The organism is Rhodococcus erythropolis NBRC 15567 (genome assembly GCF_001552595.1).
Classification (GTDB): domain Bacteria; phylum Actinomycetota; class Actinomycetes; order Mycobacteriales; family Mycobacteriaceae; genus Rhodococcus_F; species Rhodococcus_F erythropolis.
Window position 1 is genome coordinate 118,235 of record NZ_BCRM01000020.1, and the last position, 25,487, is coordinate 143,721.

General features: G+C 61.7%; 26 protein-coding genes. 10 read left to right on the forward strand and 16 right to left on the reverse strand.

Features of this window, described 5'->3' with window-relative positions; genetic code table 11:
- Positions 1-22 precede the first annotated feature (22 nt).
- Positions 23-1,600 (forward strand): glycosyltransferase family 87 protein, encoded by a 1,578-nt coding sequence (locus RE4_RS22780; protein ID WP_060939394.1) that lies wholly within the window; start codon positions 23-25, stop codon positions 1,598-1,600.
- A gap of 2 nt (positions 1,601-1,602) precedes the next feature.
- Here the strand turns inward: RE4_RS22780 and RE4_RS22785 are convergent, their stop codons facing one another.
- Positions 1,603-1,902, reverse strand: a complete 300-nt coding sequence (locus RE4_RS22785; RefSeq protein WP_020909716.1) for a helix-turn-helix transcriptional regulator — start codon at positions 1,900-1,902, stop codon at positions 1,603-1,605.
- Positions 1,903-2,089: 187 nt separating this feature from the next.
- On the opposite strand from RE4_RS22785, the gene RE4_RS22790 reads away from it, so the two are divergent.
- The gene (locus RE4_RS22790; protein WP_060939395.1) at positions 2,090-5,932 is read left to right on the forward strand and encodes an nSTAND1 domain-containing NTPase; all 3,843 of its coding nucleotides are present in this window, start codon (positions 2,090-2,092) and stop codon (positions 5,930-5,932) included.
- A 6-nt stretch (positions 5,933-5,938) separates the two neighbouring features.
- Here the strand turns inward: RE4_RS22790 and RE4_RS22795 are convergent, their stop codons facing one another.
- The 3 genes from RE4_RS22795 to RE4_RS22805 are packed head-to-tail and all read right to left on the reverse strand — an operon-like array spanning position 5,939 to position 8,703.
- A complete protein-coding gene (locus RE4_RS22795) occupies positions 5,939-6,718 on the reverse strand; it encodes a DUF4190 domain-containing protein (protein ID WP_021333212.1) in 780 nt (259 codons plus the stop codon).
- Positions 6,719-6,763: 45 nt separating this feature from the next.
- Positions 6,764-7,348 carry a GNAT family N-acetyltransferase gene (locus RE4_RS22800; RefSeq protein WP_021333213.1) on the reverse strand — a complete coding sequence of 195 codons (585 nt, stop codon included), beginning with the start codon at positions 7,346-7,348 and terminating at the stop codon, positions 6,764-6,766.
- The gene (locus RE4_RS22805) at positions 7,348-8,703 is read right to left on the reverse strand and encodes a glycosyltransferase family 87 protein (RefSeq protein WP_007735530.1); all 1,356 of its coding nucleotides are present in this window, start codon (positions 8,701-8,703) and stop codon (positions 7,348-7,350) included. Before RE4_RS22805 ends, RE4_RS22800 begins: the two co-directional genes overlap by 1 nt.
- Before the next feature lie 210 nt (positions 8,704-8,913).
- On the opposite strand from RE4_RS22805, the gene rpsF reads away from it, so the two are divergent.
- The 5 genes from rpsF (at position 8,914) to dnaB (ending at position 12,461) form a co-directional block, all read left to right on the forward strand.
- The gene (gene rpsF, locus RE4_RS22810; protein WP_003941237.1) at positions 8,914-9,201 is read left to right on the forward strand and encodes a 30S ribosomal protein S6; all 288 of its coding nucleotides are present in this window, start codon (positions 8,914-8,916) and stop codon (positions 9,199-9,201) included.
- A gap of 64 nt (positions 9,202-9,265) precedes the next feature.
- Positions 9,266-9,790 (forward strand): single-stranded DNA-binding protein, encoded by a 525-nt coding sequence (locus RE4_RS22815; protein WP_003941248.1) that lies wholly within the window; start codon positions 9,266-9,268, stop codon positions 9,788-9,790.
- Positions 9,791-9,829: 39 nt separating this feature from the next.
- Positions 9,830-10,072: a 30S ribosomal protein S18 gene (gene rpsR, locus RE4_RS22820; protein ID WP_003941245.1), complete on the forward strand. Its 243-nt coding sequence runs from the start codon at positions 9,830-9,832 to the stop codon at positions 10,070-10,072.
- Between the two features lie 18 nt (positions 10,073-10,090).
- The gene (rplI, locus tag RE4_RS22825) at positions 10,091-10,546 is read left to right on the forward strand and encodes a 50S ribosomal protein L9 (protein WP_003941243.1); all 456 of its coding nucleotides are present in this window, start codon (positions 10,091-10,093) and stop codon (positions 10,544-10,546) included.
- 508 nt (positions 10,547-11,054) lie between these two features.
- Positions 11,055-12,461, forward strand: coding sequence for a replicative DNA helicase (gene dnaB / locus RE4_RS22830; RefSeq protein ID WP_019746049.1), 1,407 nt, complete (start codon positions 11,055-11,057; stop codon positions 12,459-12,461).
- Between the two features lie 98 nt (positions 12,462-12,559).
- On the opposite strand, the gene RE4_RS22835 is transcribed toward dnaB, so the two are convergent.
- The 3 genes from RE4_RS22835 to RE4_RS22845 all read right to left on the reverse strand — a co-directional run bounded on the left by RE4_RS22835 (position 12,560) and on the right by RE4_RS22845 (position 15,129).
- Positions 12,560-13,021: a hypothetical protein gene (locus RE4_RS22835; RefSeq protein ID WP_060939396.1), complete on the reverse strand. Its 462-nt coding sequence runs from the start codon at positions 13,019-13,021 to the stop codon at positions 12,560-12,562.
- Positions 13,022-13,073: 52 nt separating this feature from the next.
- Complete coding sequence (locus tag RE4_RS22840; RefSeq protein ID WP_060939397.1) at positions 13,074-13,535, reverse strand: Hsp20/alpha crystallin family protein; 462 nt, start codon at positions 13,533-13,535, stop codon at positions 13,074-13,076.
- Between the two features lie 628 nt (positions 13,536-14,163).
- Positions 14,164-15,129 (reverse strand): DUF8129 domain-containing protein, encoded by a 966-nt coding sequence (locus RE4_RS22845; RefSeq protein ID WP_024488176.1) that lies wholly within the window; start codon positions 15,127-15,129, stop codon positions 14,164-14,166.
- A gap of 436 nt (positions 15,130-15,565) precedes the next feature.
- On the opposite strand from RE4_RS22845, the gene RE4_RS22850 reads away from it, so the two are divergent.
- Complete coding sequence (locus RE4_RS22850) at positions 15,566-15,853, forward strand: hypothetical protein (RefSeq protein ID WP_174531780.1); 288 nt, start codon at positions 15,566-15,568, stop codon at positions 15,851-15,853.
- On the opposite strand, the gene RE4_RS22855 is transcribed toward RE4_RS22850, so the two are convergent.
- The 8 genes from RE4_RS22855 to RE4_RS22890 all read right to left on the reverse strand — a co-directional run bounded on the left by RE4_RS22855 (position 15,841) and on the right by RE4_RS22890 (position 21,708).
- Positions 15,841-16,113: a hypothetical protein gene (locus tag RE4_RS22855; protein ID WP_024488174.1), complete on the reverse strand. Its 273-nt coding sequence runs from the start codon at positions 16,111-16,113 to the stop codon at positions 15,841-15,843. The genes RE4_RS22850 and RE4_RS22855 overlap by 13 nt on opposite strands.
- 685 nt (positions 16,114-16,798) lie before the next feature.
- Positions 16,799-17,227: an Rv0361 family membrane protein gene (locus RE4_RS22860; protein WP_127160033.1), complete on the reverse strand. Its 429-nt coding sequence runs from the start codon at positions 17,225-17,227 to the stop codon at positions 16,799-16,801.
- Between the two features lie 54 nt (positions 17,228-17,281).
- Positions 17,282-17,461, reverse strand: coding sequence for a hypothetical protein (locus RE4_RS22865; RefSeq protein WP_060939399.1), 180 nt, complete (start codon positions 17,459-17,461; stop codon positions 17,282-17,284).
- Positions 17,462-17,653: 192 nt separating this feature from the next.
- A complete protein-coding gene (locus tag RE4_RS22870; protein WP_223257862.1) occupies positions 17,654-18,046 on the reverse strand; it encodes a limonene-1,2-epoxide hydrolase family protein in 393 nt (130 codons plus the stop codon).
- A gap of 44 nt (positions 18,047-18,090) precedes the next feature.
- The gene (locus RE4_RS22875) at positions 18,091-19,227 is read right to left on the reverse strand and encodes a PDR/VanB family oxidoreductase (RefSeq protein ID WP_060939400.1); all 1,137 of its coding nucleotides are present in this window, start codon (positions 19,225-19,227) and stop codon (positions 18,091-18,093) included.
- A complete protein-coding gene (locus RE4_RS22880) occupies positions 19,224-20,129 on the reverse strand; it encodes a metal-dependent hydrolase (protein ID WP_021333229.1) in 906 nt (301 codons plus the stop codon). Before RE4_RS22880 ends, RE4_RS22875 begins: the two co-directional genes overlap by 4 nt.
- Before the next feature lie 78 nt (positions 20,130-20,207).
- On the reverse strand, positions 20,208-20,861 hold the full coding sequence (locus RE4_RS22885) for a TetR/AcrR family transcriptional regulator (protein ID WP_060939401.1): 654 nt from the start codon (positions 20,859-20,861) through the stop codon (positions 20,208-20,210).
- Between the two features lie 226 nt (positions 20,862-21,087).
- A complete protein-coding gene (locus tag RE4_RS22890; protein ID WP_060939402.1) occupies positions 21,088-21,708 on the reverse strand; it encodes a TetR/AcrR family transcriptional regulator in 621 nt (206 codons plus the stop codon).
- Positions 21,709-21,877: 169 nt separating this feature from the next.
- Here RE4_RS22890 and RE4_RS22895 point away from each other — a divergent pair, with 169 nt between their 5' ends.
- Both RE4_RS22895 and RE4_RS22900 read left to right on the forward strand, forming a co-directional pair.
- Complete coding sequence (locus RE4_RS22895; protein ID WP_029256690.1) at positions 21,878-22,891, forward strand: AurF N-oxygenase family protein; 1,014 nt, start codon at positions 21,878-21,880, stop codon at positions 22,889-22,891.
- Positions 22,892-22,969: 78 nt separating this feature from the next.
- Entirely contained in the window at positions 22,970-24,223 is a 1,254-nt protein-coding gene (locus tag RE4_RS22900; protein ID WP_249347660.1) for an MCE family protein, read from the forward strand.
- A gap of 563 nt (positions 24,224-24,786) precedes the next feature.
- On the opposite strand, the gene RE4_RS22905 is transcribed toward RE4_RS22900, so the two are convergent.
- Positions 24,787-25,487 (reverse strand): GlxA family transcriptional regulator (locus RE4_RS22905; RefSeq protein WP_155716988.1); only part of this gene is annotated, 701 nt, incomplete at its 5' end.

A 25,487-nucleotide genomic window follows, 5' to 3' on the forward strand; every position in this document is an offset into this window, starting at 1 on the left:
CGAAAGACGGTAACCTCGCGGAGTGGCCGCGAATGCTGATGATGCCGAACCGACCTCCCCCGCTCCGCTGGCCGAAGATCTTCGTTCGGCGGATTGGCGGGACGTTCCCAGTCGCAACGACGCGATGGTGTCTGCGCTGTCGGGAACCGTCGGCGGTCCGGTAGGTCGTCACGCACTGATCGGACGCACTCGCTTCTTCACCCCGATGCGAGTGATCCTTCTGCTCGCCGTGGTGTTCTTGGCTTTCGGCTGGTTCGCGAAGGCCGGCTGTATTCAGCAGGCGCCGGTCGGCGAGAGCGGGCAGGTCGGCCTCGACTGGAGCGGCAGCCGTCAGTACGTGGCGATGTGTTACTCCGACACCGTTCCGCTGTACGGAGCCGAACGCCTCGATCAGGGAGCATTCCCGTACAAGACGTCGTGGGAAGAAGTACGCGGCGACGGTTCGATCCAGATGCGGTACATGGAGTATCCGGTCATCTCGGGGCTCTATCAGTACGGCGCGATGAAGGTCGCCAAGGCGTGGGATTCGATCACCTGGCTGCCGGGCGCGATTCAGGTGGCGCTCTATTTCAACGTCGTGGCGTTCGGATTGGCGTTGGCGTGGCTGGTCACCGTGTGGGCGAGCACCCTGCTGGCCGGACGACGAGTGTGGGACGGTGCGCTCATCGCGTGTTCCCCGTTGGTGATCGTGCACGTGTTCACGAACTTCGATCCTCTGGCGACGGCGTTCGCGGCCGGTGGATTGTTGGCGTGGGCACGCAAGCGGCCCGTGCTCGCGGGAATCCTGCTCGGCCTGGGCGGCGCCGCGAAGCTCTACCCGCTGCTCCTACTCGGACCGCTTTTTGTCCTGTGTCTGCGCGCGGGCAAGACGAGGGACTGGCTGGTGACCGCACTCAGCGCCGTCGCGGCATGGCTTGCGGTGAACCTGCCCATCGCCGCGCTGTACCCGCATGGTTGGTACGAGTTCTTCCGGCTCAACTCCGAGCGCGGGGCCGATCCCGATTCCCTCTACAACGTGATCGCGTCGTTCACGTCGTGGAAGGGCCTCGACGGTCCTCTCGCCCAGGGTGAGTCACCGTCGAATCTCAACGCCGTCTCTCTGCTTTTGTTCGTGGCCGTCTGCATCGGTGTCGGATACGTCGCCCTGACGGCGCAGCGTCGTCCGCGCGTTGCGCAGTTGTGCTTCCTGTTGGTGGCGGGCTTCTTGCTCACCAACAAGGTGTGGAGCCCGCAGTATTCTCTGTGGCTGGTGCCGCTGGCCGTGTTGGCCTTGCCGCACCGCAGACTCCTGCTCGCGTGGATGACCATCGACGCCCTGGTCTGGGTTCCGCGAATGATGTATTACCTCGGGGTGTCCAACAAGGGGCTGCCCGAGCAGTGGTTCACCGGAACCGTCGTGATCCGGGACATCGCGGTACTCGTGCTGTGCGCGCTGGTGCTTCGGCAGATCTACCGGCCGTCGGAGGATCTCGTGCGGTACGGGTTCATCGACGATCCGGCGGGCGGTGTTCTCGATCAGGCTCCGGACAAACAACCTGCCTGGCTACCCGGTTGGTTGAAGCCGTCCAAGGCGAAGGATCCGGAACCCGTCACGGTCTGAGGTCACCACTCGTCGAGGGTGGTGTACCCGTCCTGGACCGCGCGGGCGAACAACGCTGCCTTCGTGGGAGCCGGCCGCCCGACGTCGCTGTACTTCGTGCGTACCCGAGTGATGTGTGTGTTGACGGTGCAGACGCGTAGGCCGAGTGTCTCGGCGACCTCGGACTTGGAATCCGAACGAAGCCAGGCGAGAAGTACTTCGATCTCGCGGACGCTCAGCTTCGGCTTGTGCTTGCCGTGCTTGGGGTTGCCGACTCGGGACACGTTTGCCTCGATCTTCGGAGAAAAGCCGATTGAAGACATGCGCGCAGCGCCTTTCGACGGAGGGAATGGGCGTCGACTGCCGTATTTGCAGAAGGGCTGCTGAGATGGGGCGCGACTGAGAACGAGTATTTCGATCGAGGCGTCTCAGTGGAACGGACGCAACTCTCTCGATACAGAGTCCATACAACGGACAAATCCCCTACCTGCTCCGATAGAGTGCCTCGCTATGAACTCGAAGGCGGAAGCCGGTAGGCACAATCAGGTCGATCCCGCCCAGATCGAGTCGCGTGGTCAGTTTGCTGAGGCGCTCACGGCTTTGCGGAAGGCGGCCGGACTGACGGTTCGCGAAGCCGTCGAGCGTTCGGGTGGTTTGCACGGAACCGTCAGCGGATGGTTTGCCGGCCAACACCTGCCGACGCCGGCGAGTACCCCGATGTTTTTTGCGCTCCTCGAGGCCTGCGGTGTCGACTCCGAGGATGAGCGGCAGCGCTGGATCGGTGCGGTGCAACGAGTGAGGCAGTTGACGGCCAGACGACGCGGCGACGCCACCGTTCCGTACCGAGGTCTCGAATCTTTCCGACAAGAGGACGCCGAGTGGTTCTTCGGTCGAGACGAACTCACTGCCAACTTGGCCGAACGGGTGGCGTCGGCGATACGAGGTGTCGGCCGCAGTCAGTTCATGGTGATCGGTGCTTCCGGATCGGGTAAGTCGTCGTTGCTGCGGGCCGGACTCGCCCCCAAGGTTGCCGAGGGCGATTCACGGTTCGACGGCTGGCGGGTGGAAATCCTGCAGCCGGGTACGGGAGGAATTCCGTCGTCGATTTCCGACGAACCAACCGTCTTGATCCTCGACCAGTTCGAGGAACTGTGGACGCAGTGCGACGGTGATCGGCGCGAGGAAATACTGCGGACTCTCGCGGAACTCGGTGAGAACACCATCGCCGTCATCGGAATGCGCGCCGACTTCTACGGGCTCGCGGCGGAGGAACCGCTTTTGGTGCCGCTGCTCGACGATTCGCCGATGGTGGTCGGGCCGCTGACCGACGAACAATTGCGCGAGGTGATCGTCGAGCCGGCGATCAAGGCCGGGATGACCGTGCAGAGCGAATTGGTTCAGGTTCTGGTCTCCGAGCTGACACCACGCGGCTCGCGTACGGCGAGCGACCCCGGAGCTTTGCCCTTGCTGTCACACGCACTGTTGGGGACCTGGCAACGGTCGACGCGTAAAACTCTGACCGTCTCGGATTACTACGCCACCGACGGGATTGCCGGAGCCGTCCAGCAAAGCGCGGAGGAAGTGTACGGCGAGCTCACAGAGCGGCAGCAGCAGTTGGCGCGCAGGATCTTCCTCCGATTGGTCAACGTCGACGAAGTGACGCAGACGCGTCGGCGTGCACCGCGCACCGAACTCTTCCTCGGTGACGACGTCGACGACGTGAACACCGTCATCGACCGGTTCGCCTTACGGCGCCTTCTCACCGTCGACGAAGAGACGGTCGAGGTTTCGCACGAGGTCTTACTGTCAGCGTGGAGTCGGCTTCGCGATTGGATCGACTCGGACCGCGCCGGCCTGGCGGTGCATCGCCGGTTCACCTACGCGGCGCAGGTGTGGGAAGACAGTGGACGCGACCCCGGCGCGCTGCTCGGACCCGCACGTCTTCACCTGACGGAAGAATGGCTGAACTCGGGTGAACTCGGTCTCCCACTGGAACCGAGTCGGACCCGCGCCGCCGACCTCAACGCCACCGAGCGGGAGTACCTCGCTGCGAGCATCGAGCATCGTGATCAGCAGGAATTTGCCGATCGCCGACGTACACGCGTTCTGCGACGGCTCGTGACTGCGTTGGCAGCTGCGTCGGTGATCGCTCTGGTGTTGGCGGTGGTTGCGACCGTCGCCGGTATCGGAGCCAATCGTCAACGTGTCCAAGCAGATACCGCGCGAGACGAGGCGATGTCGCGTCAGGTGGCCACCGAGTCGATCAGGATGCGCGAGCGGGATCCGTCGCTGGCGTCGCAGCTTGCTCTGGCGGCATTTGCGGTCAACGAAACAACCGAAGCCCGCTCGGCATTGCTGGATGCGTCGGGCGTTCATTCGGCTACTCGCATCATCGGACCGCCCGGCGCGATGAAGGCCCGGATAAACCCAGCCGGAACTGTTGTGGCGGTGGGTGGTTCGGATGGGAAGGTCAGACTTTATCCGATGGTGGACGGTGTGGCCTCAGCTGTTCCGCAGGCGGAGTTCCTCGGAGTCTCGGAGGGCACGGCGCTCTTTGCCGTCGCCTACAGCCCGGACGGACGGCTGCTTGCGACCGGTGGCGCCGGCGGCGCTGCGCTGTGGGACGTGTCGGATCCCGAGAATCCGGTCCGTGGAACTCTTCCCGTCGACGGTGAACGCGTAGTGCAGGACATGGAGTTCAGTCCAGACGGAACCAAGCTGGTCGCCGGTACCTCGACGCCCGACGTCCTGCGATGGAACATCGACGTTTCCGCGAATGCCGTTGCTTTGCCTGCTCTTCCGCACCCAGCTGACGGCATCGTCACCGCGACGTTCAGTCCTGACGGACGTTTCCTCGTGGCAGGCGGGCGTCAATCGACACTTCGTGTGTGGGACGTCGCGAAGTGGGGTGAGGAATCGGCGCCGATCTTCGCGACCGAGCCGAACGGCACCACCGTCCACTACCTCGGTGTCGCCTTCAGTCCGGACGGACGCGAGCTTGCGGCGGGAACCACTGGCAGGGAGGTGGTTCGGTGGGACATGAGCGATCCGGCGCGCCCCACTCCCCTGCCGGCACTGACGGGATTTTCCAGCTACGTCAACGAACTCAACTACGGCAAAGACGGAACACGTCTTGCCGCAGGAAGTTCCGACAACTCCGTGCGCGTGTGGGACCCACGAACCGGGGCGTTGATCGAAACACTTCCGGACAGTGGGGCGGTGACCACCGTCGACTACAGCGACGACGGCCGCAACCTGGTCACCGGAGGACTCAACGGTGTGACTCGCGTGTGGGCTCTACCGGGTCCGGTCTGGGCGGGACCTCGGGACACGATTTTCACCAGTCCCTTTGCCGCGGACGGCTCGCGTCTGGTGGCCGGCGTCGGGGCCAGGGGTGGCGCGATGTTGGCGTGGAACACCGAGGATCTCGATCGCCCCGCGGTGATGCCGGAGTTGAAACCGCAAGGGGACGACTCTTTCAGCGGTGCGTCGGCGGTGTCGGCAGACGGGAACCTGGCTGTGAGCGGCACCGGCGGCGGCGGTGCATATCTTTGGGACCTGAGTGATCCGGCGTCGCCACGGATCTACAGCGAACCCGCGGTGTACGTGAAGGGCATCGTGGCGGTCGTCGCGTTGAATCCCGCCGGAGATCTGCTGGCGGTGTCCTCGCAGGACGACAACAGCATTGCGTTGGTCGACGTTTCCGATCCATCGGAACCGAAGCTGCTGTCGTCGACCGATGTCGGCTCTTACCCGCAGATGATGGCATTTCAACCGGGCACCGACATCTTGGCGATCGCGAACGCCAAGAACGAGGTGGATCTGTGGGACGTGTCGAACGCAGCGTCGCCCCGTGTGGCGGCGACGGTGGGTGGATTCGAAAGTTACGCACTAGCAGTGTCTTTCAGCGCCGACGGGACGTTGTTGGCCGCCGGAAGTGCGGATCACAGGGTCGCCGTGTGGGACGTACGCACACCGTCGGCACCCGAGGAGCTCGCTCGTCTTCTCGGCCCCGAGGGCGCAATCTATTCGATCTCGTTCAACCGCGCCGGTGATCGGCTCGCTGCCGGTGTCGGCGACGGAACCGTCTGGCTCTGGGATATCGAGACGCCCTCGCAGTCAACACGATTTGCGACGCTGTCCGCCTACCCGGGTCGCGTCAACGACGCTCAGTTCGCCGGCGAGAGTGACATGATCGCGGGTAGCGGGTCGGACAAGACCGTTCGCTTGTGGGGAATCGACCCCGACAGCGTCGTTGATCGATTGTGCCGCACCGCAGGATCTCCCATCACGGAAGCCGAATGGGAGCGTTACCTGCCCGGGGTTCCCTATCAGGATCCGTGCGCCGGCTGACGTGGGTCAGTTCATCCAGAACTCGAGCGCCGCTTCCCGACCCAGCTCGCCTCCGCTGCCGGTGATGACCAGTCCGGCGGAGGTGAGCTTGTATGTCACGTCCTTGTTGGTGACGGTGAATCCGTTGCCGGTGGGCGTCGGATCGTCGAGTTCGATGGTGGCGCCGTCGCTCAGCCGTTGACCCTTGTAGTAGTAGCGGCCGACTCCCGTTTCGCAGATGACGATTCGTGATCCGGTCGTGACGGCGATGGCGACGGCAGGATTGGTGGAGTTGCAACTGGGGCCGCCGGAGATGAAACCCTGACGGTCGGTGCCAGAGACGGTCGGCGCCGGACCGATCGAGGTTGTGACGCGTGGTGGCGTCGTCGTTTTCGGCGCTGTGGTGGGTGCACTCGGTGCCCGAGTCGTGGTCGTGGAGTACGAGTACGGCGTCGTATAGGTGAGACTCCGCGAACTCGCCTCGTTCGCAGCGTTGCCGAAAGCGGCGGCGAGCAGCCCGAAGAACGCGATCCACACGATCACGGCCAGGATGCCGAGTGCGGTGAAGATGTAGCCGATGATCAGTCCGGCAAGGGCGAGTCCGTCGCCTTCTTCGCCGGTCCGTTTGATCTGGCCGCGAGCGATGTGCCCGAAGACGATCCCCAACGGCGCGATGAGGAACGCGAAGACGAGGGCGAGCACCGCGAGTGTGTTCGTCGGGCGCCTGCCGTACGGATCGGGCTGCCCGTACGGAGCCGGTTGCCAATTCTGATTGCCCTGGTACCCGTACCCACCCTGATCGCTCATGAGGTGAATCTTGGCATGGACTTGGCCGAAGAGTGCAGGTGATCGCTAGTTTCGGGTACGTGTCTCGAGCTGAGGTGCGATGGTCGGCCAGTCGTCGTCGGTCATCGCGAACAGCGCTGTTGTACGCCAACTGCCATCGGCGCGGCGCCGGTGCTTGCGCAGCAGGCCCTCGAACTGAGCGCCGAGCTTTGCGATCGCTGCTCTGGACTGTTCGTTGAACTCGTCCGTGTGCCACTCGACGCGTACGGCCTCGAGCTGGTCGAAGGCGTGACGAAGCAGGAGCAGCTTCGATTCGGGATTGATCCCCGTTCCCTGAACAGATCGCGACAACCACGTGTATCCGATTGCAAGACTGCGGTTTACCGGGTCGATCTGGTACATGGACGTAGTGCCGACCACGGCGTTCGTCGCGATGTTCACCTGCGCGAAGGCGATCCGATTCGGGTCGTCGGTTGCTGCAGCGATGTACTTCTGCGCCTGTTCCCGATCGGTGATGGGCGATGCGGTCCAACGAAAGATCGCCGCGTCGTCGGCAGCAGCGAGCAGAGCGTCGGTGTGCGCGACGCCCAGGGGTTCGAGTCGGACACGATCACCGGTCAGCGTCGGTGATTCGAACCATGATGCAGTCATCAGGCGTGCTCCCGTGAGTGAGTCGGAAGGTTGTTGTCGGAGTTGGCAATCTGATCGGTCCCACCGGCCAGCGGATACCGCAACGGGACTCGCAGGAACAGGAAGAAGAACACGGCGAGCAGGATGACGTGGCCCCACACGCTCGCCTGGACGACGGCTTCGTACTTGCTCGGATCGAGATTCATGTCCAGTTGGTAGAAGTACCGGAAGATGCCGATACCCAACGCTGCGTCGGCGATCAGATAGGCGACGATCCAGAACCACCGGATCTTGAACAGTACGAGGAAAGGCAGGATCCACAGTGTGTACTGCGGTGAATTGACCTTGTGCAGCAACACGAATCCGCACAGCATCGCGGCACTGACTGCAATCCACGGAAAGTAGCCGTCGCGGACGTAGCGGCGCCAACCCAGATACATCGCGAGCGCGAACGACAACAGGATCATCACCGGAGACAGGATGCTCACCAGTGCGTCGTAGTCGGCGTTGAGTTCGCGAACTCCGAAACCGTAGAAGGGGCGCAACCCCCAGAACCACACCGAGTTGGTGGTGATGTCGGCGCTTCGCTTCTCCTGGAAGCTGAACGACGCGCGCCAGCCTTCGTACGAGATGAGGGCGAACGGCAGGTTGACGAGGACGACGGTGACGATCGCCGCGCCCGCCGTCATCAGCGCCCCACGAACGTCGTAGCGCTTGCCTTCGGTGCCGCGTAGAAGCACGTAGGCCATGAGCGGCAGCACGAACATTCCCGGGTACAGCTTCAAACAGAAACCGATCGCCAGGATGACGGCCGCCAGAACCGCGCGAGTTCGCAGCGGGATCCGCTCGAACGTCATCAGGAAGATCGCGCCGACGCTGGTGGCCACCACCGGGAGCTCCCAGTTGTGGAATGCGTACAGAACCAGAGGCGGAGTCGCCGACCACACGAGCGCGTACGCGCCGCTCATCTTGCCGAGCATCCACGCGGTGAGCAGTCCGAAAGGAGCCAGGATCAGGGCCGAGTGCAGAAGGAAATCGGTGTCGGTGTGTGAGCCGATACCGCCCAGCCACATCAGAATTCCGCTGAGCACCGGGTATTCGACGGTTCCGCCGGTCAGGAATCCTTCGGGCGTTATCCCTCCGGTGACGAAGGGGAACAGATGCTGATCGATACCTCGTCCGAGCCAGAGCAACTGAATGTCGGAGTAGCAGACGTCGATGTTCTTGTTGACGTCGAAGTTCAGGCTTCGGCCGTCGGGCGCGAACGGTGCACCGCCGCATCTGGCCTTGTTGAAATAGCCCAGCGCCATCGTCAGCCCGCACAATCCGACGACCAACGCCAGGATCGACGCCGGGGTCTTGCGGTCTGTTCGCATGATTCTCACCCTAGGGGGCGCAGTGGCTCGCGGGGTGATGCGTCTGCGCCACGCGTCGCGCATCGATCCGGTGGTCTTCCCGGAGGGCCGGGACGATTTCCCTGGTCAAGGCCCCTCGTGTAACCTACGAGGGTTGCTGACGCAACGACCCTCCTGCCACGGATAGTCCGTGGCCGTTTTCACTTAGTCCACAGGAGGTGATGAGGTCTTATGCGTCATTACGAATTGATGGTCATCCTTGACCCCAGCCTGGACGAGCGCACTGTCGCTCCTTCACTGGATACGTTCCTCAATGTTGTGCGCCAGCACGGCGGCACGATCGACAAGGTCGATGTCTGGGGTAAGCGTCGTCTCGCCTACGAGATCCTGAAGCATGCTGAAGGTATCTACGCGGTGATCGACATCAACGCCACTCCCGCCACCGTCGCTGAGCTCGATCGTCAGCTCGGTCTGAACGAGTCGGTTCTGCGCACGAAGGTTCTGCGCCACAACAAGTAATTACTGTCGGTAGCGAGCTCTACTCTCGCGCCCAACGGTCTTACATCAATGCAGGAGGAACCACATGGCTGGCGACACCATCATCACCGTCATCGGAAACCTGACGGCTGATCCTGAACTTCGTTTCACCCCGGCGGGTGCCGCGGTTGCAAACTTCACGGTTGCTTCCACGCCCCGCACCTTCGACCGTAATTCCAATGAATGGAAAGACGGCGATGCGCTGTTCATGCGTTGCAACATCTGGCGCGAAGCAGCCGAGAACGTCGCGGAGAGCTTGACCCGTGGTTCACGAGTAATCGTGAGCGGCCGGCTCAAGCAGCGTTCGTACGAAACTCGCGAGGGCGAAAAGCGAACTGTCGTCGAGCTCGAAGTCGATGAAATCGGTCCTTCACTGAAGTACGCCACGGCAAAGGTCAACAAGGCCAACCGTGGTGGCGGCGGTGGAGGCGGCAACTTCGGCGGTTCCTCCGGCGGATCGGGTGGCGGACGTCCGAGCGCTGCACCTTCGGGTGGAGACGATCCTTGGGGCAGTGCGCCTCAGGCTTCGGGCTCCTTCGGTGGTGCGGGCAGCGACGAACCGCCCTTCTGATCCGTACCTGATCAGGAACATCCAGAAAAGAGCAAAGACATGCCGAAGCCGCCCTTGCGCGACAAGGTTATGAAGAAGAAGGTCTGCACCTTCTGCAAAGAGAAGAACACGCAGATCAACTACAAGGACACGACGTTGCTTCGTAAGTACGTCAGCGATCGCGGAAAGATCCGTGCTCGCCGTGTCACCGGCAATTGCGTCCAGCACCAGCGCGACGTTGCCATTGCCGTCAAGAACTCACGTGAGGTAGCACTGCTGCCTTACGCCACCGTGGCTCGCTAAGGAAAGGGAGGAAAGAACATGAAGCTCATCCTCACCGCTGACGTGGACAACCTCGGTGCGCCTGGCGACACCGTGGAGGTCAAGGACGGCTACGGCCGTAACTACCTGCTCCCCCGCGGACTGGCAATCGTCGCCACCCGTGGCGCCGAGAAGCAGGTCGAGGGCATCCGTCGTGCACAGGAAGCGCGCGCTGTGCGCGGCCTGGATCACGCCAAGGAGCTCAAGGCAGCTATCGAGGGCCTCGAGTCCGTAACGCTGACGGTCAAGACCGCCGGTGGCTCGGGCAAGCTCTTCGGTTCGGTTACCGTCGCTGACGTCGCTGCTGCGATCAAGGCTGCCGGTGGACCGATTGTCGACAAGCGCTCCATCGTGTTGCCGAAGGCTCACATCAAGAACACGGGCAAGCACGCCGTGGTCGTGAACCTGCACCCCGATGTGGTTGCCAAGTTCAACCTGAACGTCGTCGGCGCATAGTCGACTGTTCGTCTCGTCGGGCCCCGCACACTTCGGTGTGTGGGGCCCGACGTTTTGTTTCGGGGTGCGGTGTGCCGCCTGACAGCGTCCCGAATCGGACCTGGGGATAACTCTCACACTGTGATGTTCGACTTGGTGATCAGTGACGAATCGGGCGAGGCAACACGCCCGACACGCCGACGCGCCGACTGTGGAAAAACTATTTTCATCAACAGGCCTGTGAAATTGTGGATAGCCATCTACCTGGTCTTTTGTGGTTGCTAGGCAAAGTAGTCCCCAAATGCTCCACAGGCGGTGCACACCGTGGGGCGGGAGTTTCCACAAAGCATCCACAGGTTTATCCACAGTCCGGTTTGTATGCGGACCTACTAGTCCCTAACGTCATCTCGGCGTCTATCTACAGCCCGGCCGAATGCGGCTAGGGGATGTCGGTGGGGGCAGGTACAAATGATGAGGGCGCTGCGGTTTCTGGCAGTGTCGTCGAGTGTTTTACGGGAAGGTCTCGCTTGTGGCTGTTGTAGATGATCGAGGACCTTCCGACTTCTCAGGGCCGGACTACCCGGGCCCTCCCGAGGCCGAGCCCGACCAGGAGTTCGGACGCCAGCCACCTCAGGACATGACTGCCGAGCAGTCGGTGCTCGGCGGCATGCTGCTGAGCAAGGACGCCATCGCTGACGTCCTCGAGGTACTGCGTCCGGGTGACTTCTACCGGCCCGCCCACCAGTCCGTCTACGACGTGATCCTGGACCTCTACAGCCGTGGCGAGCCCGCCGACCCGGTGACGGTCTCCGCCGAGCTCGACCGTCGAGGTGAGCTCCGCCGTATCGGTGGTGCTGCCTACCTGGTGACGCTGACCCAGACAGTGCCCACAGCGGCCAACGCCGCCTTCTATGCCGAGATCGTGGCCGAGAAGTCCGTGCTGCGTCGTCTCGTCGACGCCGGTACGCGCATCGTCCAGTACGGCTACGCCGGCACCGAGGGCCAGGACGTGGCCGAGGTTGTCGACCGCGCGCAGGCCGAGATCTTCGAGGTCACCGAGCGTCGAACCACCGAGGACTTCGTACCCCTCACCGAGCTCCTCCAGCCCACGATGGACGAGATCGACTCCATCGCCAGCCGCGGCGGAATTTCCCTCGGTGTGCCCACCGGATTCAAGGATCTCGACGAGATCACCAACGGCCTTCACGCTGGTCAGATGATTATCGTCGCGGCCCGTCCTGGTGTGGGCAAATCGACCCTTGGAATGGATTTTTTGCGTTCCTGCTCCATCACGCACGGCATGGCCAGCGTCATGTTCTCGTTGGAAATGAGTAAAACCGAGATCGTCATGCGTCTGCTGTCCGCAGAGGCAAAGATCAAGCTCGGCGACATGCGCTCCGGAAAGATGACCGACGACGACTGGACCAAGCTCGCGCGTCGCATGAGTGAGATCAGTGAGGCGCCGCTATTCATCGACGACTCCCCCAACCTCACCATGATGGAAATTCGCGCAAAAGCGCGGCGGCTCAAGCAGAAACACGACATTCGCCTGATCGTCATCGACTACCTCCAGCTGATGAGCTCGGGTAAAAAGGTCGAGTCCCGTCAGCAGGAAGTCTCCGAATTCTCCCGTAGCCTAAAGCTTTTGGCGAAGGAGCTCGAAGTTCCGGTTGTCGCGATCTGTCAGCTCAACCGTGGTCCCGAGCAGCGAACCGACAAGCGTCCGCAGGTCGCCGACCTTCGTGAGTCCGGATCGCTCGAGCAGGACGCCGACATGGTGATTCTGCTGTACCGCCCCGACGCGACCGAGCGAGACGATCCCCGTGGCGGTGAAGCCGACCTGATTCTGGGTAAGCACCGTAACGGCCCGACCGCGACAATCACTGTGGCGCACCAGCTTCATCTCTCGAAGTTCGTCGATATGGCGCGGGGATAGCTGCTGCCGCCATCGCCTGAAGGTGGGACGGATTTCAGATCTTGTGAGATCCTGCTACAAGCACCAATTCGATTCCACTAGTGCAAAATTCGGTTTGTCTACAGGTGGGGTAGTGCTGCAGTGAGGAAGACTGCGCCGAAGGCGATTCCGGCAATGCCGGTGAGGATCCCGACCACGCCGGCGGTGTTGTCGCCCGGATCGTGTCGGGGGGTGTCGGGTCGGCGCGCTGCCAGTGCGGTTCCGATGGCGGCGGCACCGAGGAAGATGCCGAGGCCGAACATCCAGAACGTCAGGATCGAGAGGGCACCGAGCATCAGCGCCATGTCGCTGTATTCGTCGCTGGTGATCGGACGGTGGTGATCCCACCAATCGGGTGGAGTGTGCGCGCGGGATTCGGTGTTGTCGGTGTTGTCGGATTGTTCGTGCGGGGGGATGGTGGATGCAGTCATGGCAGCTAAAGGGTTCTCGCGCTGATTCTTTCGTGTGGTGGATGTACCGGTGTGTGCCACGGGTGTGCAGTGGGAGATCGAAACGATGGTGGGTGAGGCCCGAGAACCCATCGCGTGTCCTCGGGAGTCACCCCACCATCAAGCGGTGTTCGGGCCAGGCGGATCAGGCTTCGATCTGCACCTGTGTTGTCGATCCGGCGTTATCGGTTCGGGAGGGTGGTCCGGAGGAGACCTCGATCCGCCGCGGTTTCGCCTTCTCCACGATCGGCAAGGTCACCGTCAATACGCCGTTGTCGTATGAGGCGACGATCTGTTCGGCGTCGATGTCGTCGCTGATGGACAGTTGCCGTCTGAAGGTTCCAGCGAAACGCTCACTCGCCAGCCAGCTCACACCCTCTTCGGAGAGGGCGGTGCGGTGCGCGGTCAACGTCAGAGTCGAGCCGTCGATGTGAACGTCCACCGAGCCGGGATCGACGCCGGGAAGATCGGCGTGCAGGACGTACTGGTCTTCGACCTTGTAGAGGTCCATCGGCATGAACCGTGGACTGCGTCCGTTGCCGGTTCCCACGGCGAGGACGGACTTGGTGATCGCATCGATGTCGGTGAAAGGATCGAAACGAAGCACAGCAACACACCTCCCATGTCGTGAAACGAAAGGTCCCCGCCACTGTGGCGGTCGACCGAACTTACTGTGCGAGAACATGATAACCACACGAATTAGCACTCTGCAACTGAGAGTGCCAGATTTTTTCGAGGAGGGTCTCGGCCGCGAACAAGGCAGCATCGGAGCAGGAACAACGGCGGTTGCCAACCCCATGGGGTGGGGGCGGAACGGGAATTGCCGGTGTCGAGATGCTGTCAGCTGCCGGTCGAGTTCGTGCGGGATTACGACTGCCGCTGCGCCCAGCAAGATCGATGTTCGCGTACAACGGCGATTGCTTCAAACCCGTATTCTTGCAATGTGTTTCGATTCAGAAACTGCCGCGTCTCGTAGATTTCGAGCAGACAGGCGCGTTCTTCCATGGTGAGTTTGCGCTGACAGCCCTAAACTGCAGAAACGGCGGCGGGGGCTGACTTTGATGCGTGGTCAGCCCCCGCCCCGTATGCCCGGAACCTGTCGTGATGAACGAGTATCGCCGATTTCGGGAGTGCTTTGTAGTTGTGTTCGGGGCGGTCTGGCCTTGCTCGGTTCTTCGGGACACGAAGCAATGCAGAGGCTGTTTTCTCTCGCCCTCCTCAGGCGGATACGAAGGTCAGTTAATTCCGACGACTTCCTGGGCGATCGCCGCAAGTCTTGCCTGTGCAGCGGATACGACGCCGTGTCGGTTCTTGTGCGCTTCCTCGTACGCAACGATGTCTCGTACCTGTGCGGCGTCGGCCAGTTCCTTCACCGCGGAGACGGCCTGGGTGACGTTGAGTTCGTCGAAGTCTTCGATGGGAAGTTCAGCGGGGTCGAGTAACCCACTCGACTTGCGTACCGAACGGAAGACATCCGCGGCACCGTCAGCACCTTCTCGGCGAGTGACTTTCTCAGCCGTGGCGATGGCCGCATCCCTACTGGCCGACAGTGTTTTCACAGTCACGTCACCGGCATATGCGCCCCAGCTGATCAGCTCACCCAATACCGGCGGCGACGTGCGAACAGCGTCGATGGCACGGTCGAGACTGCGGGTGGACCAGGAGACCGGAACGTTGACCAGTCGAATGGCTGCTCCGGTGGCCGCTTGGAACGGAGTGCGACGCAAAGCTGCCGGCCCCCCGAGTGCCTCCTCGGCAAGGACGGTGGTCAGCCAGTCCACAGTCGCGGAGTGTGCAGTGATGAGGCGGTCGGCCAACGCCGCGACGGTCTGATCGCCGCCGGCAGTGGCCAGGGCCTTGAGGTAGCGGGAGCGGTCGAGGAGTTGATGTTCGAGCGCAAGGTCTCCCAGTACAGCTTCGTCGAAGGGCTGGGCCTGTTCGACCATCGCTTTCACGCCTGCTGTCGCTCGTCCGAGGAACGGACCGACCGATTCCGGAACGCCACCCAGATCGCGAATCGTGGACTCGATGGAACTGGCCCTTTCTCGACCGTTCTCTGCGTTTTCCGTGAGTTCGCGTCGAACCGCTTCGGTTCTGGCTTGAGCGACGCGTGTTTCGGCGACCTGGATCTCGGCATGTGTCAGACCGAGGATGATGCGCAGCTGGTTGATCAAGGCGGACGTGGTTTCGGAGTTGCTCATATCGGGGTCGTCCCTTCGTCGGTGCGTGCTTTACATGATGTTCAGCTTGTGCTCGACGAGTGCTCCGCGGACCGCGGAGCCACCGCCGATACGCGGGCTACCCCGACCTACCTCCTAGTAACCACCGCAACTTCGCTGCGGATGTCGAACCGCATCGACGAGTAATTGGGCCAAGGGTGGCGGAGGCCGATTTCATGGTGGGGCGGCCTGATTCGTCCGCGAGGATCTCGCAGTCCCTGTACCACCGCGCGTGTAGGTCGTTGGATACCGCGGACCAACATTCCGGATTCGCCGTGCGGCGGACGGGGTACCTCCAATGCGTCGTGACCCCGCAACTGATATGTCGACGAAACAGGCTGCCGAGCAACCCGTTCGAGTGTCGGCAGGTTGCCTGAAGCGACGACCGGTCGGTGTCGATGCAGAGAGTGGGATACCAGTGAACGTGGAAAGTTCCGGGCACGTTGATGCCGGCCAAGAGGGTACGACTGGATCCGAAACAAGTCCCGACACCGCTGACGGGGCGATAGAACTCGCGGACGAGATGGACAAAAGATACGAGCCTGGATCGAGAGAGACGGTCACGGTGCCCGGGACCGGCGGCACAGTCGCCGGGACAGCTTTCGCCGACCACGTCACGGAGATGTCGGACGAGAAGGTCGAAAACCTCGACGAACAGTTCTCGGAATTCCAGACTCGTGCTGACGACAAGCATCATGAGGACTGACCCGGGGTCCATGCTCCGGTGTGCCAGATGGAATCGTGCGGAAACCCGACAGTCCAGGCGTCGCCGAATGCGGCGTTGATCAGATTGCCCGCCTTGATCTGGCTCGCGACGACCGTCTCGTGGTGATCGAGAATGACTCCGACGTAACCGTCTCCCGATACCGGAGTCGCCGCCGAGGCAGATCCTGCGCCCGCAACCGCCACAGCTCCAGCAGCCGCTGGGATGGCCAGAGCGGCAACGATCTTGAGTGCACGTGTCATCGAAAGGGCCTTTCTTCGTTCGGATCTAGTCAGGGGCCGAATCCGGTGTCTCGAAACCAAAATAGGTGGAGGGGGCGTGCCAGTGAACGCCATTTGGCAAATAGTCGGCAACTCTATGGGTTTACTTGGGGGTCAGATCACATCGGTGGGATTGATTCGCCGCGGTCGTGGTGCCGGTTTTCGGTCGATCGGGTGTAGGACGTTGAGTCCGTGTGGGCGTCTTCCGACGGCTTTCGGAGATACGTAGTGCGGCAGCCAGATTCGACAACAGTTCAAGTGAGGTCGCCGAGAGTCCGTTCGCGGCCCGGAGCAACTGTCTCAGTTCCGGGTCGGCGAGATGAGCGACTATCTCCGCGTCCTCGTCGTGAATGCGCGCGCGATCGCCGGACCAGGGGATGATGAAGAAATAGCCGGGAGGGACATCGAGTCGGCCAACGCTGACACCACCTCATCCGATGGGCTCGAGCGGACGCCGTGTCGAAGCTGTGAGAGATACGGTGTCGAGATTCGGTAGCCCCGTGCGAGAAGGCCGTTAGCCACAGCGGTGTTCGTCAGGCGCCGATCGGAGCCGGAGAAAAGCTCGTTCAACCGGAGTTGAAAGACGTTCTCGTCCGTCGCACGGCCTACCATCACCGCTACCTCAATTCTCTCGTTCCTATCCTGTGCTTGCCGAAGCGGTGCAGGCTTAGCAGATGAGCCAGTGGCCACTGGTGGAGGTCAACGACACGACCTTGCCGATCGAGGTCTCCGGAGCGTCATCCAGATGTCCGCGTACGGTCGCTGTGGCTGTCGATCCTTGGAGGGTGACGTACTCGACTGCATCGAGTGTGATTGCCGGCAACACCTTTCCAGTGGTCGTGGTTGATACCTGCTTCTCGGCGCAGACGGTGGCAGCAGCGCTCTCGGTCGAGTCGGTACGGAGTGCATCGAGGTGAGATCGGATCACCGTGGTGATCTGCTCGGAGTCGGTGGGCATCTTCGACGACTGCCTGCCTTCGGTAGTGGGGCCTGCTGAACTGATCGTGCATCCCGAGAGCAGCAGTGCTGCAACGACTCCGCCGAAGAGGATCGATTTCACCGATCGCCGGCGGTAGTGGTTTATGGGTGGATTCACCGAAACTCCTTCGTTCGTGAACATGTTGCGCCCGGAAAGTCATCCAGCCGTCGGTCAGAAGACAAACGCGGCGGACAGCAGAGCAAGGCTGAGGACCGCGGTGGCATTGGCGGCGCGAACAAAGACGTACCGCTCCGCGTCCTCGTCGCCGAGACACAGCGCGGTCAGTTGCAAGGCCAGCGACAACATCCCGGTACCGAGCGCGCCGAGGGCGAACAATTGTCGTGCATCCATCAGCGGTATCCAATCCCGTTGCGGTCCAACGGCACAACGAGCCGGTCACATACGCGACCGTGAACTCGGTGAGAGTTGCCCGCACCAGCAGCCGAACTCCTGAGCCGAGGATGTAGTCGAGAGGCCGCAGGGGGGAGATTTCAGCATCTGGTGAGGACTCCCCGGCAAAATGCGACACAAAACGTCGCTACTTCAGGTGGTTGGGCCGAATCGCAATCCGCGGAGCAGTCGGCGGTAGGAGAAGCGGTCGTCCCAAATGCGAAGCAGGCCGTTTGCGAATGTGTAGTGGCCGTCTACGTCGAGGTGCATGGCAAACCATCCGATGCGGATGATCTCTCTTCGCCGGGAGGACACGGTGTTGTGGTCGGTGGTCATCGTGAGCACTTCCACGACCTCGTACCTGGTGATCAGGCGAGAGACGATCGTGAGCGCCCGTTCGACGCGTTTGCTTCCACGCACGCTGGGCAGGCCGGTGTTGCGCCATTCGATGTCGGGATCGACGAGTGCGCGCACGGCATCGGCGTCCATTTCCTCCAGTGCGATCAGCAGGTCCACCACACGCGATGTCAGTTGATCGTCGTTCAACAGGTACTCCGGTCGTCTGGAATTGTGTTTTCTCATCGGTGGATTCATGTGGTGACCGTCAGGCAGGGACTGTTGCTCCGCGAAACGCACAGGAGCATCTTGCCGGCGGCGCGCTCGGCTGGGCTCAACGAATTGTCACGATGATCGACGTCGCCGTCGCTGACGTGGACCATGCAGGTGCCGCAGAAGCCCTGACGACATGAATAGGGGGCTTTCGGGTTCACACGCAGGACCGCGTCCAGTGCGGTCTGGTCGGCGGCGACATCGATGACCTGACCGGTGCGAGCCAGTTGGATGCGGAAGGGTCGTCCATCGACGACCGGTGCGGCGGAGAAGCGTTCGGCGTGCACTTCCACACCGGGCTCGTTGCGCACACAAGCTGTGATCAGGTCCATCATCGGGACCGGACCGCAACAGTAGATCGCGTCGCCGCTGCGGACATTCGGCGGGAGAAGATCGTTCGCTGCGGGTAGGCCGTATTCGTCGTCGGTGCGGATGGTGACCCGATCACCAAACGACGACAATTCCTCGAGGAACGGTAGTGTGCGGCGCTCGCGACCGACGTACATCAGCGACCAATCCAGGCCCATGCGCTCCGCCTCGCGGACCATCGGCAGTATCGGTGTGATGCCGATGCCACCCGCCACGAAGTGAACGCGCTTCGCGCGCTCGATTCGCCCGGGTTCGACGAACCCGAACGCGTTGCGTGGACCGCGAACGCCGACGACGGTACCGACTGGCAACTCGTCGTGCACCTCGTTCGATCCGCCGCCACCATCAGGAATCCGGCGTACCGCGATCCGGTAGCAGCGTCGATCGGCGGGATCGCCGCACAGCGAGTACTGACGTATCCGTCCCGAGGGCAGGTACAGGTCGAGGTGTGCCCCGGGATACCACCGTTCGAGGTCGCTGCCGTCAGGTGCTCGCAGTTCGAGACTGACCACATCGTTGTCGGTGGCCACCGTCGTGCGCTCCGACACCGTGAGCGTTGTCTTGTACTCGTCGATCCGGTTTTCCGGTGGCTCGTCGCGATGAATCAAGACCGCCACCTTTACCTGCGTGGAGACCAGGACATCCAGAATGCGCAGAATCGAGTCGCGGCGCTTGCCGCGGCGTAGGTCGACCGGGATCTTGCGGGGGGCCGGCCACCGCTGCGTGAGTTCGGGCGCGTTGGGTGTCATGTGTTGACCCGCTTGGCCGCTGGCGATTGCGCGACGTAGGCGAGGGCCTGGGCGGTGGACCCCACACTGTCGGGGTGAAATCCCGGCACGAACGTCGACACACCGCTCCAGAACCATTTCGATACACCAGGCACCAGTCCGCGGCGTCCGGCGCGGACGAATTCCAGTAGCAATCGCGGATAACCGATGTTCGGCGTGTTGGGGTCGTTGCGGCTCAGATACATCGCAGCACGGAGCAACCACCCCAAAAAGATTGGCCACGTGATGATCATGGAGATACAGCGGCGAAAGTAGCCGACTCCGAAGTACGTGGCGACCTCGTGTGCCACGGCACGATGCTCGACCTCTTCGGCCCCATGCCACCGATAGAGGTCAAGCATCTGCGGATCCGCGCCGAATTTCTCCAAGTCCGCGTTCAACGCCCAGTCGCCCACGAACGCGAACATATGCTCCGAAGACGCGCAGATCCCGAGACGCTCGATCAGACGCTGCCGGATGGCCTGCGGATCGGAGTCGTCACCGATGCCCAAAGTTCTACGGAAGAAATACTGCATCTGGCGGTTGAACGGGGCCGGGTCGATCCCGTGCCGTGTGAACACCTGATTCATGACCTCGTCATGCGCCTCTGCGTGCAGCAATTCTTGGCCCATGAAACCGAGCATGTCCTCGCGAAGCTTCTCGTCGTGCACGTCCGGGAGAGCCTGCTCGAAGGCCTGGATCATCATCCGTTCGCCCTCCGGGATGACGAGGTTCATCGAGCCGAGGAGGTATGAGGCGATCGGCTCGTTCGGCAACCACACCAAAGGCGCTTTCTCCCAGTCGAAATCGACTCGCCGCGGACGGATCGCTACCCGGCCGGGCGGTGCGATCGGACGCTGTGTCAGTCCACTCGTAATTCGCATGACCACTCCTCATTCATAAGTACGCAGCAGTACTTATGAATGAGCATGGCGATCTACCCGTGGCTTGTCAACACCGGACTACGAAGGGTCGGACGAGAGATCCAGTACCCGTTCAAGGAAGGACATGATCGGCGCATGAAGATTCATGTACGAATTCGACCCGTCAACCACCTGGCGGTAGAACAACTCGTTGCAACCGCCGATCGCCGCGAGAAACACTTCACGCCCCGGGGCTTCTGAAGACTTGGACGAGTAGCCGACGAGCAATGCATCGGCGAGCAGTTCCACGTACTCGTTGCGCTTCGCCACCCCTGCCGGGCCGGCCACAGGTAGGTCCACCACCCAGGCTCGCACGAACTCCGGTTCGGACGAACACGTCTCGAGATACTTTTCGATTACAGCCGAAAGCTGTTCGTGTAGAGACAAATTGGCGGTCGAGCTTTGTGTCGAGGTGATGTTGGAGACGATCACCTCGATGCCTGCGTCGATCGCCGCGATCAAGCACGCTTCTTTGCTCTCGAACTGCTTGTAGAAAGCTTGACGAGACACCCTGGCACGCCCGACGACATCGGCGATCGTGGTCGAGGCGATCCCCTTCTCCGCAGTCGACGAGATCACCGCACGCAGAATGCGATCACGTTGCGCGTCTTGGACCTCGCCCACAGCCAGTCGGCCGCGGCCACGCGGCAATCCGGGGAGGTCACGATCGAACGATCCGGCCAGCCTGCGCATACTGCATCATAACCTGCCTGGCGCCATCGGTTCTCTCGTTGAGCCGTCGACGTGGCCTGACGGAGAACCGGTTCAGGCAACGTCGACGGTCCAAGGAGGCGGTCGAGCGCCGCCGGGAGTGATCATTCTCGTAGTGGCACGCGCCGTTATCAGCAGCCATTCGATTTTGTATGAACTGCATGGTTCGGAGAGACGCTCTGCTGCTGATCGGTGGTCGGCGAGGTAGTCAGTTTTGTTGTCGGAGAACAGGTTCTCTCTCGTGATTTTCGCTGAGATGCGCCTCGAGGAGCTCGGTGAGGTGCTTGCCGACGCGGTCGAGAGGCCTGGTGGAGCGTGTTGCGACGGACATGATGACGGCGCCTTCGATTGCTGCGATCGTCATTGTCGAGAGGGATTGCGCGAGGGCATCATCCAGGTTTGCAGCTCGAAAATTGTTGGCTAGCATCGATTCCCACTCTTCAAATGCTATTTTTGCCGCGTCAACTGCGCCGGGTATTTCATTGCCGCCGAACGTGGCAGCGGCGATCGGGCATCCGGCGGTGTAGTCGCTGGATACGATCATCGACTTCCAGTAATCGATGAATGCCTGCAATGCCTCCAGGGGAGGGGCGGAACAGAGTTGCTCGATCATCGCGCTGATCCACGATCCGGCGGCTCTGGCAGAGGCTTCGATCAACTGATTCTTGCCTTGTGGAAAGTGCGTGTAGATCGATTGACGTGCGGTTCCGCTGCGGTCGAGTAGCTCGGTCACGGCCACGCCAGAGACTCCCCTGCTTTGGATGAGTTCGACTGTGGTGCGAATGAGGCGTTCTCGCGGAGCGGTAACCAATGTGCTCCCCTTCATCATCGATCTGTCTAGGCATCGAATCTATCAGCCGCGCGTCCTCTGTGTTCGCCGGTGGAAGTGCTCACCATTGCCATAGACCGTTTGTTCTACTACCCTACTTATCTGTTACTTGAAGTCATATCTACTGAGTTATAGGCCTCCTGTTTGCCCTGGAAGGGACACACCTGCCATGACGACCACCGAACCGAGATTTTCCGACGCGCCTGACGACGAAACGTACGAGGACATGCTCAATCGACTCTCGGATGCTTCTGTGCACCGGAGCTTCAGTCCGTATACCGACATCGATTGGGAGGCACCGGAATTTCAGGTCGTGGACAACGACCCACGATGGATTCTTCCCGAGGTAGAACTGCTGGGAACACATTCTTGGTATCTCGCGCGCACCCGGGAGCAGCAGATTGCCATAGGGCAGTATCGGCAAGCGAACATCGCCAAGGTGGGTCTGCAGTTCGAGCAGGTGCTCATTCGTGGTTTCATGCAGTACGTTTCCATGCTGCCTAACCGGTCGGCGGAATTCCGGTATGCCACTCACGAGGTCATCGAAGAGTGCAACCACACACTCATGTTCCAGGAACTGGTGAATCGGTCGGGCGTCGACGTACCGGGATTCGGCCCGGTTCTGCGACGCGTCATGCCGTTCCTCGGGCTTGCGGCTTGGCCGTTTCCGTCGATTTTCTTCATGGGGGTGCTGGCTGGGGAAGAGCCCATTGATCACATCCAAAAGAGCTATCTTCGCAGTGAAAGCAACTATCACCCCATTATTCGCGGAGTGATGCGCATTCACGTCGCCGAAGAGGCGCGACACATCTCGTTTGCGAACGAGTTCCTACGGCAGCATGTGCATCAGAACGGCCCGGTGGGTAAGTTCCTTCTCTCCCTGGCTTTTCCGGTCATCATGCGGGTCCTGTGCGACGTGATCGCCGTTCCGCCGAAGTCGTTCTTCGAAACCTTCGAGATCCCGAAGTCGGTGAAGAAGGAGCTGTTCTGGGAGTCCCCTGCATCACGTAAGGCGTTGAGCGGGTACTTCGGCGATGTCCGATTACTCGCGGACGAACTCGGATTGATGAACCGGGTCTCGAGAGTCCTGTGGAAGGCTCTCAAGATCGACGGGAAATCTTCACGCTTCAGGAGCGAACCCGATCGGGCGTCTGCAGCTGATTTCGATAATGCTCATGCGTAATTCCGCATTGAACAGGGACCGCAAGTCGAACACTCCGGCGCCGGTGGGGCGCTCAGCCGAATCGACCCGAGGCACGCGATGGTGATGTCGAAGCTCGCCAAGTGGCAGCTGGTCGCACTCGTCGTGGTTGCACTCCTGGGTTTGATCTATGTCGGAGCGAAATACGTACGGCTGGACAATCTTCTGGGATTCGGCCAATACACGGTCAAAACCGAACTGGCGACGTCCGGTGGCATCTTCACCAACGCCGAAGTGACCTATCGCGGTGTACCCGTCGGACGCGTCGGCGACATGTCGCTCACGTCCGACGGAATCGAAGTCGACCTGTTGATCGACAGCAGTGCTCCACAGATTCCGGCATCCGCGCGAGCCGTGGTGGCCAATCGCTCAGCCATCGGTGAGCAGTACGTCGACCTTCAGCCCGATACCGACCAGGGCCCGTTCCTCGAAGACGGCTCGGTGATCGCCGTGGGCGAGACCACCACGCCGATCCCCATCGAGAACGTCTTGACCAGCGCCAACGGTCTGGTGCACTCCGTTCCGGTCGACGCACTCCACACCGTCGCGAAGGAACTCGGCGCGGCATTCAACGGCAAGGGCGAAGATCTGCAGGTACTTGCCGACTCGCTGTCGGGGATTTCCCAGTCGGGCCTCGACACCCTTCCCCAGACCCTCGGACTGATCCGTGACAGCCAGACGGTACTCACGACGCAATCCGATCAATCGTCGGCGATCAAGCAGTTCAGCACCGACCTCGACGCACTGGCTGCGCAATTGCGCACCAGCGACCCCGACATCCGACGCGTGATCGACAACGGCATACCGGCCAGCGAACAGGTCGGGGCTCTCGTCCGTGACGGGGGTCCGAGTCTGACGACAGACCTGAGCGACCTTGCTTCCACAGCACGAACATTGGCGCCACGAACCATTGCACTGCAACCCCTTCTGATCTTCATGCCCGGCCTCGCCGCCGGAATACCGTCCGCCATTGAGGCAGACGGACCGTCTCAACGTCAGGGACTTGTCCTCGAGACCAATGCGCCGTTCCCCTGCACGGTCGGATACGAAGGGACTATGGCGATCCTCGACGAGATGAAGCGCAAAGACCCGAACTTCGACGACACTCAGCAGGACTTCCCGGTCAACGTCGCGGCCAGCTGCCTGGCGCCGCAAGGCAGTGAAACGGGGGTTCGGAGCGCCAACCGCGTCGTATTCGCGGACCCGAATACCCCCCAGCCTTGGGACGACAAGCCCAAGGTGGACCCGGACAAGCTCAACCTGAACCCTATTGCCACACAACTGGCACCATCGTTCGGTGCGACACCGAAGTGAGATGATCACCAGCTTCGGGAGGCGACAAGGGTGAAGTGGGCCGGCCAGACGCTCATCCAGGGCCTCAACTCTCGGTGGACTGCCTCGCACTCGATGCCGGACAACCCGAAACGGCAATCCTGGGATACGCCAAACGGTCAACACGGGATCGCCAAAGCGAATGCGAGAAACTCCTACCGAAACTAGGGCGACGCCCACGCTCTCAACATGCTTCGCCAGTGCTCCAAGCTTGAGATTATCCGATAGGTGCATGATCCCGTCCGGGTTCACCGCATCGTCTAGCAGCGCGCGCCAGATCGTCAGTACGAGTGGAAAGAGCTGTGCGTGCGTCAACTCACCCGTTGGTGACATTGAAGCGACGCGATACGTGCGATGGAATTCGAACAGAGCGTCGAGGCATTTTTGGGCGGGCGTCCGGCTTCGTATTAGTCCAAGAGCGGTTCAAGTACACGTACTCCCGACGTATGTGGCTGGAGCGGGCCGCTCGCTAAGGGCAGAGAGCTGGCCTGCTGCTTCACATAGTGAGGGCAAGCGAATCGGTCGTATCCAGGGCGCGCGGCGCATCATCCCCTCCGTATTCGCCCTCCTGAACCAACGGACGTCGCGGTTTCTCCGACGCGATCGTTGTGGGAGTGGTCAGCGAACTGCTTCCGGTAGGCGGAAGGTGCGGTCGCAAACGCGGATGTGAAGTTCTGTCGAAAGGTCACCGTGCTTCCGAACCCACACGCCAGCGCAATTGCGTCAATGCTCCAACCGGTCGTCTCCAGGAGAACTCGCGCCTCGCTCAGTCGTTGCTGGAGAATCCAGCGTGCCGGAGTGGTTCCCGTGACAAGACGGAACTGCCGTATGAAGTTTCGTCGACTCATCCGCGCCTGACCTGCGAGGCGGTCGACAGACAGCGGCTCGTCCAGGCGTCCGAGCGCCCATTCCAGCACGTCTGCAACAGCTGTGTCGCCCGCAGGTTCCGCAAGCGGTCTCTCGATGTACTGGGCCTGACCACCCTCTCGATGCGGCGCGACGACCAGGTTTCTCGCCACGCGGGTGGCAACTGCGGATCCGAGGTGCTTGCGCACAAGGTGCAGACAAGCATCGACCGACGACACCGTCCCCGCGGACGTCATCACGTCGCCGTGGTCGATATAGAGCACCGACTCGTCCAAGCGGATACTTGGATGGTTTTTAGCGAGCGCGGGCATCATCTCCCAGTGCGTGACGGCCGAGCGACCATGGAGGAGTCCGGCGTCGGCGACGGCAAAAGCGCCGA

Excerpts from the sequence above, each read along its gene's own strand:
- RE4_RS22800 (WP_021333213.1), bottom strand. The coding sequence starts at position 7,348 with ATGACTGCATCATGGTTCGAATCACCGACGCTGACCGGTGATCGTGTC.
- rplI (WP_003941243.1), top strand. The coding sequence starts at position 10,091 with ATGAAGCTCATCCTCACCGCTGACGTGGACAACCTCGGTGCGCCTGGC.
- RE4_RS22875 (WP_060939400.1), bottom strand. The coding sequence starts at position 19,227 with ATGACACCCAACGCGCCCGAACTCACGCAGCGGTGGCCGGCCCCCCGC.
- rpsR (WP_003941245.1), top strand. The coding sequence starts at position 9,830 with ATGCCGAAGCCGCCCTTGCGCGACAAGGTTATGAAGAAGAAGGTCTGC.
- RE4_RS22855 (WP_024488174.1), bottom strand. The coding sequence starts at position 16,113 with ATGACACGTGCACTCAAGATCGTTGCCGCTCTGGCCATCCCAGCGGCT.
- rpsF (WP_003941237.1), top strand. The coding sequence starts at position 8,914 with ATGCGTCATTACGAATTGATGGTCATCCTTGACCCCAGCCTGGACGAG.
- RE4_RS22890 (WP_060939402.1), bottom strand. The coding sequence starts at position 21,708 with ATGATGAAGGGGAGCACATTGGTTACCGCTCCGCGAGAACGCCTCATT.
- RE4_RS22805 (WP_007735530.1), bottom strand. The coding sequence starts at position 8,703 with ATGCGAACAGACCGCAAGACCCCGGCGTCGATCCTGGCGTTGGTCGTC.
- RE4_RS22785 (WP_020909716.1), bottom strand. The coding sequence starts at position 1,902 with ATGTCTTCAATCGGCTTTTCTCCGAAGATCGAGGCAAACGTGTCCCGA.
- RE4_RS22865 (WP_060939399.1), bottom strand. The coding sequence starts at position 17,461 with ATGGATGCACGACAATTGTTCGCCCTCGGCGCGCTCGGTACCGGGATG.
- RE4_RS22835 (WP_060939396.1), bottom strand. The coding sequence starts at position 13,021 with ATGGGTTCTCGGGCCTCACCCACCATCGTTTCGATCTCCCACTGCACA.
- RE4_RS22795 (WP_021333212.1), bottom strand. The coding sequence starts at position 6,718 with ATGAGCGATCAGGGTGGGTACGGGTACCAGGGCAATCAGAATTGGCAA.
- RE4_RS22880 (WP_021333229.1), bottom strand. The coding sequence starts at position 20,129 with ATGCGAATTACGAGTGGACTGACACAGCGTCCGATCGCACCGCCCGGC.
- RE4_RS22790 (WP_060939395.1), top strand. The coding sequence starts at position 2,090 with ATGAACTCGAAGGCGGAAGCCGGTAGGCACAATCAGGTCGATCCCGCC.
- RE4_RS22885 (WP_060939401.1), bottom strand. The coding sequence starts at position 20,861 with ATGCGCAGGCTGGCCGGATCGTTCGATCGTGACCTCCCCGGATTGCCG.
- RE4_RS22895 (WP_029256690.1), top strand. The coding sequence starts at position 21,878 with ATGACGACCACCGAACCGAGATTTTCCGACGCGCCTGACGACGAAACG.
- RE4_RS22815 (WP_003941248.1), top strand. The coding sequence starts at position 9,266 with ATGGCTGGCGACACCATCATCACCGTCATCGGAAACCTGACGGCTGAT.
- RE4_RS22845 (WP_024488176.1), bottom strand. The coding sequence starts at position 15,129 with ATGAGCAACTCCGAAACCACGTCCGCCTTGATCAACCAGCTGCGCATC.
- RE4_RS22900 (WP_249347660.1), top strand. The coding sequence starts at position 22,970 with ATGGTGATGTCGAAGCTCGCCAAGTGGCAGCTGGTCGCACTCGTCGTG.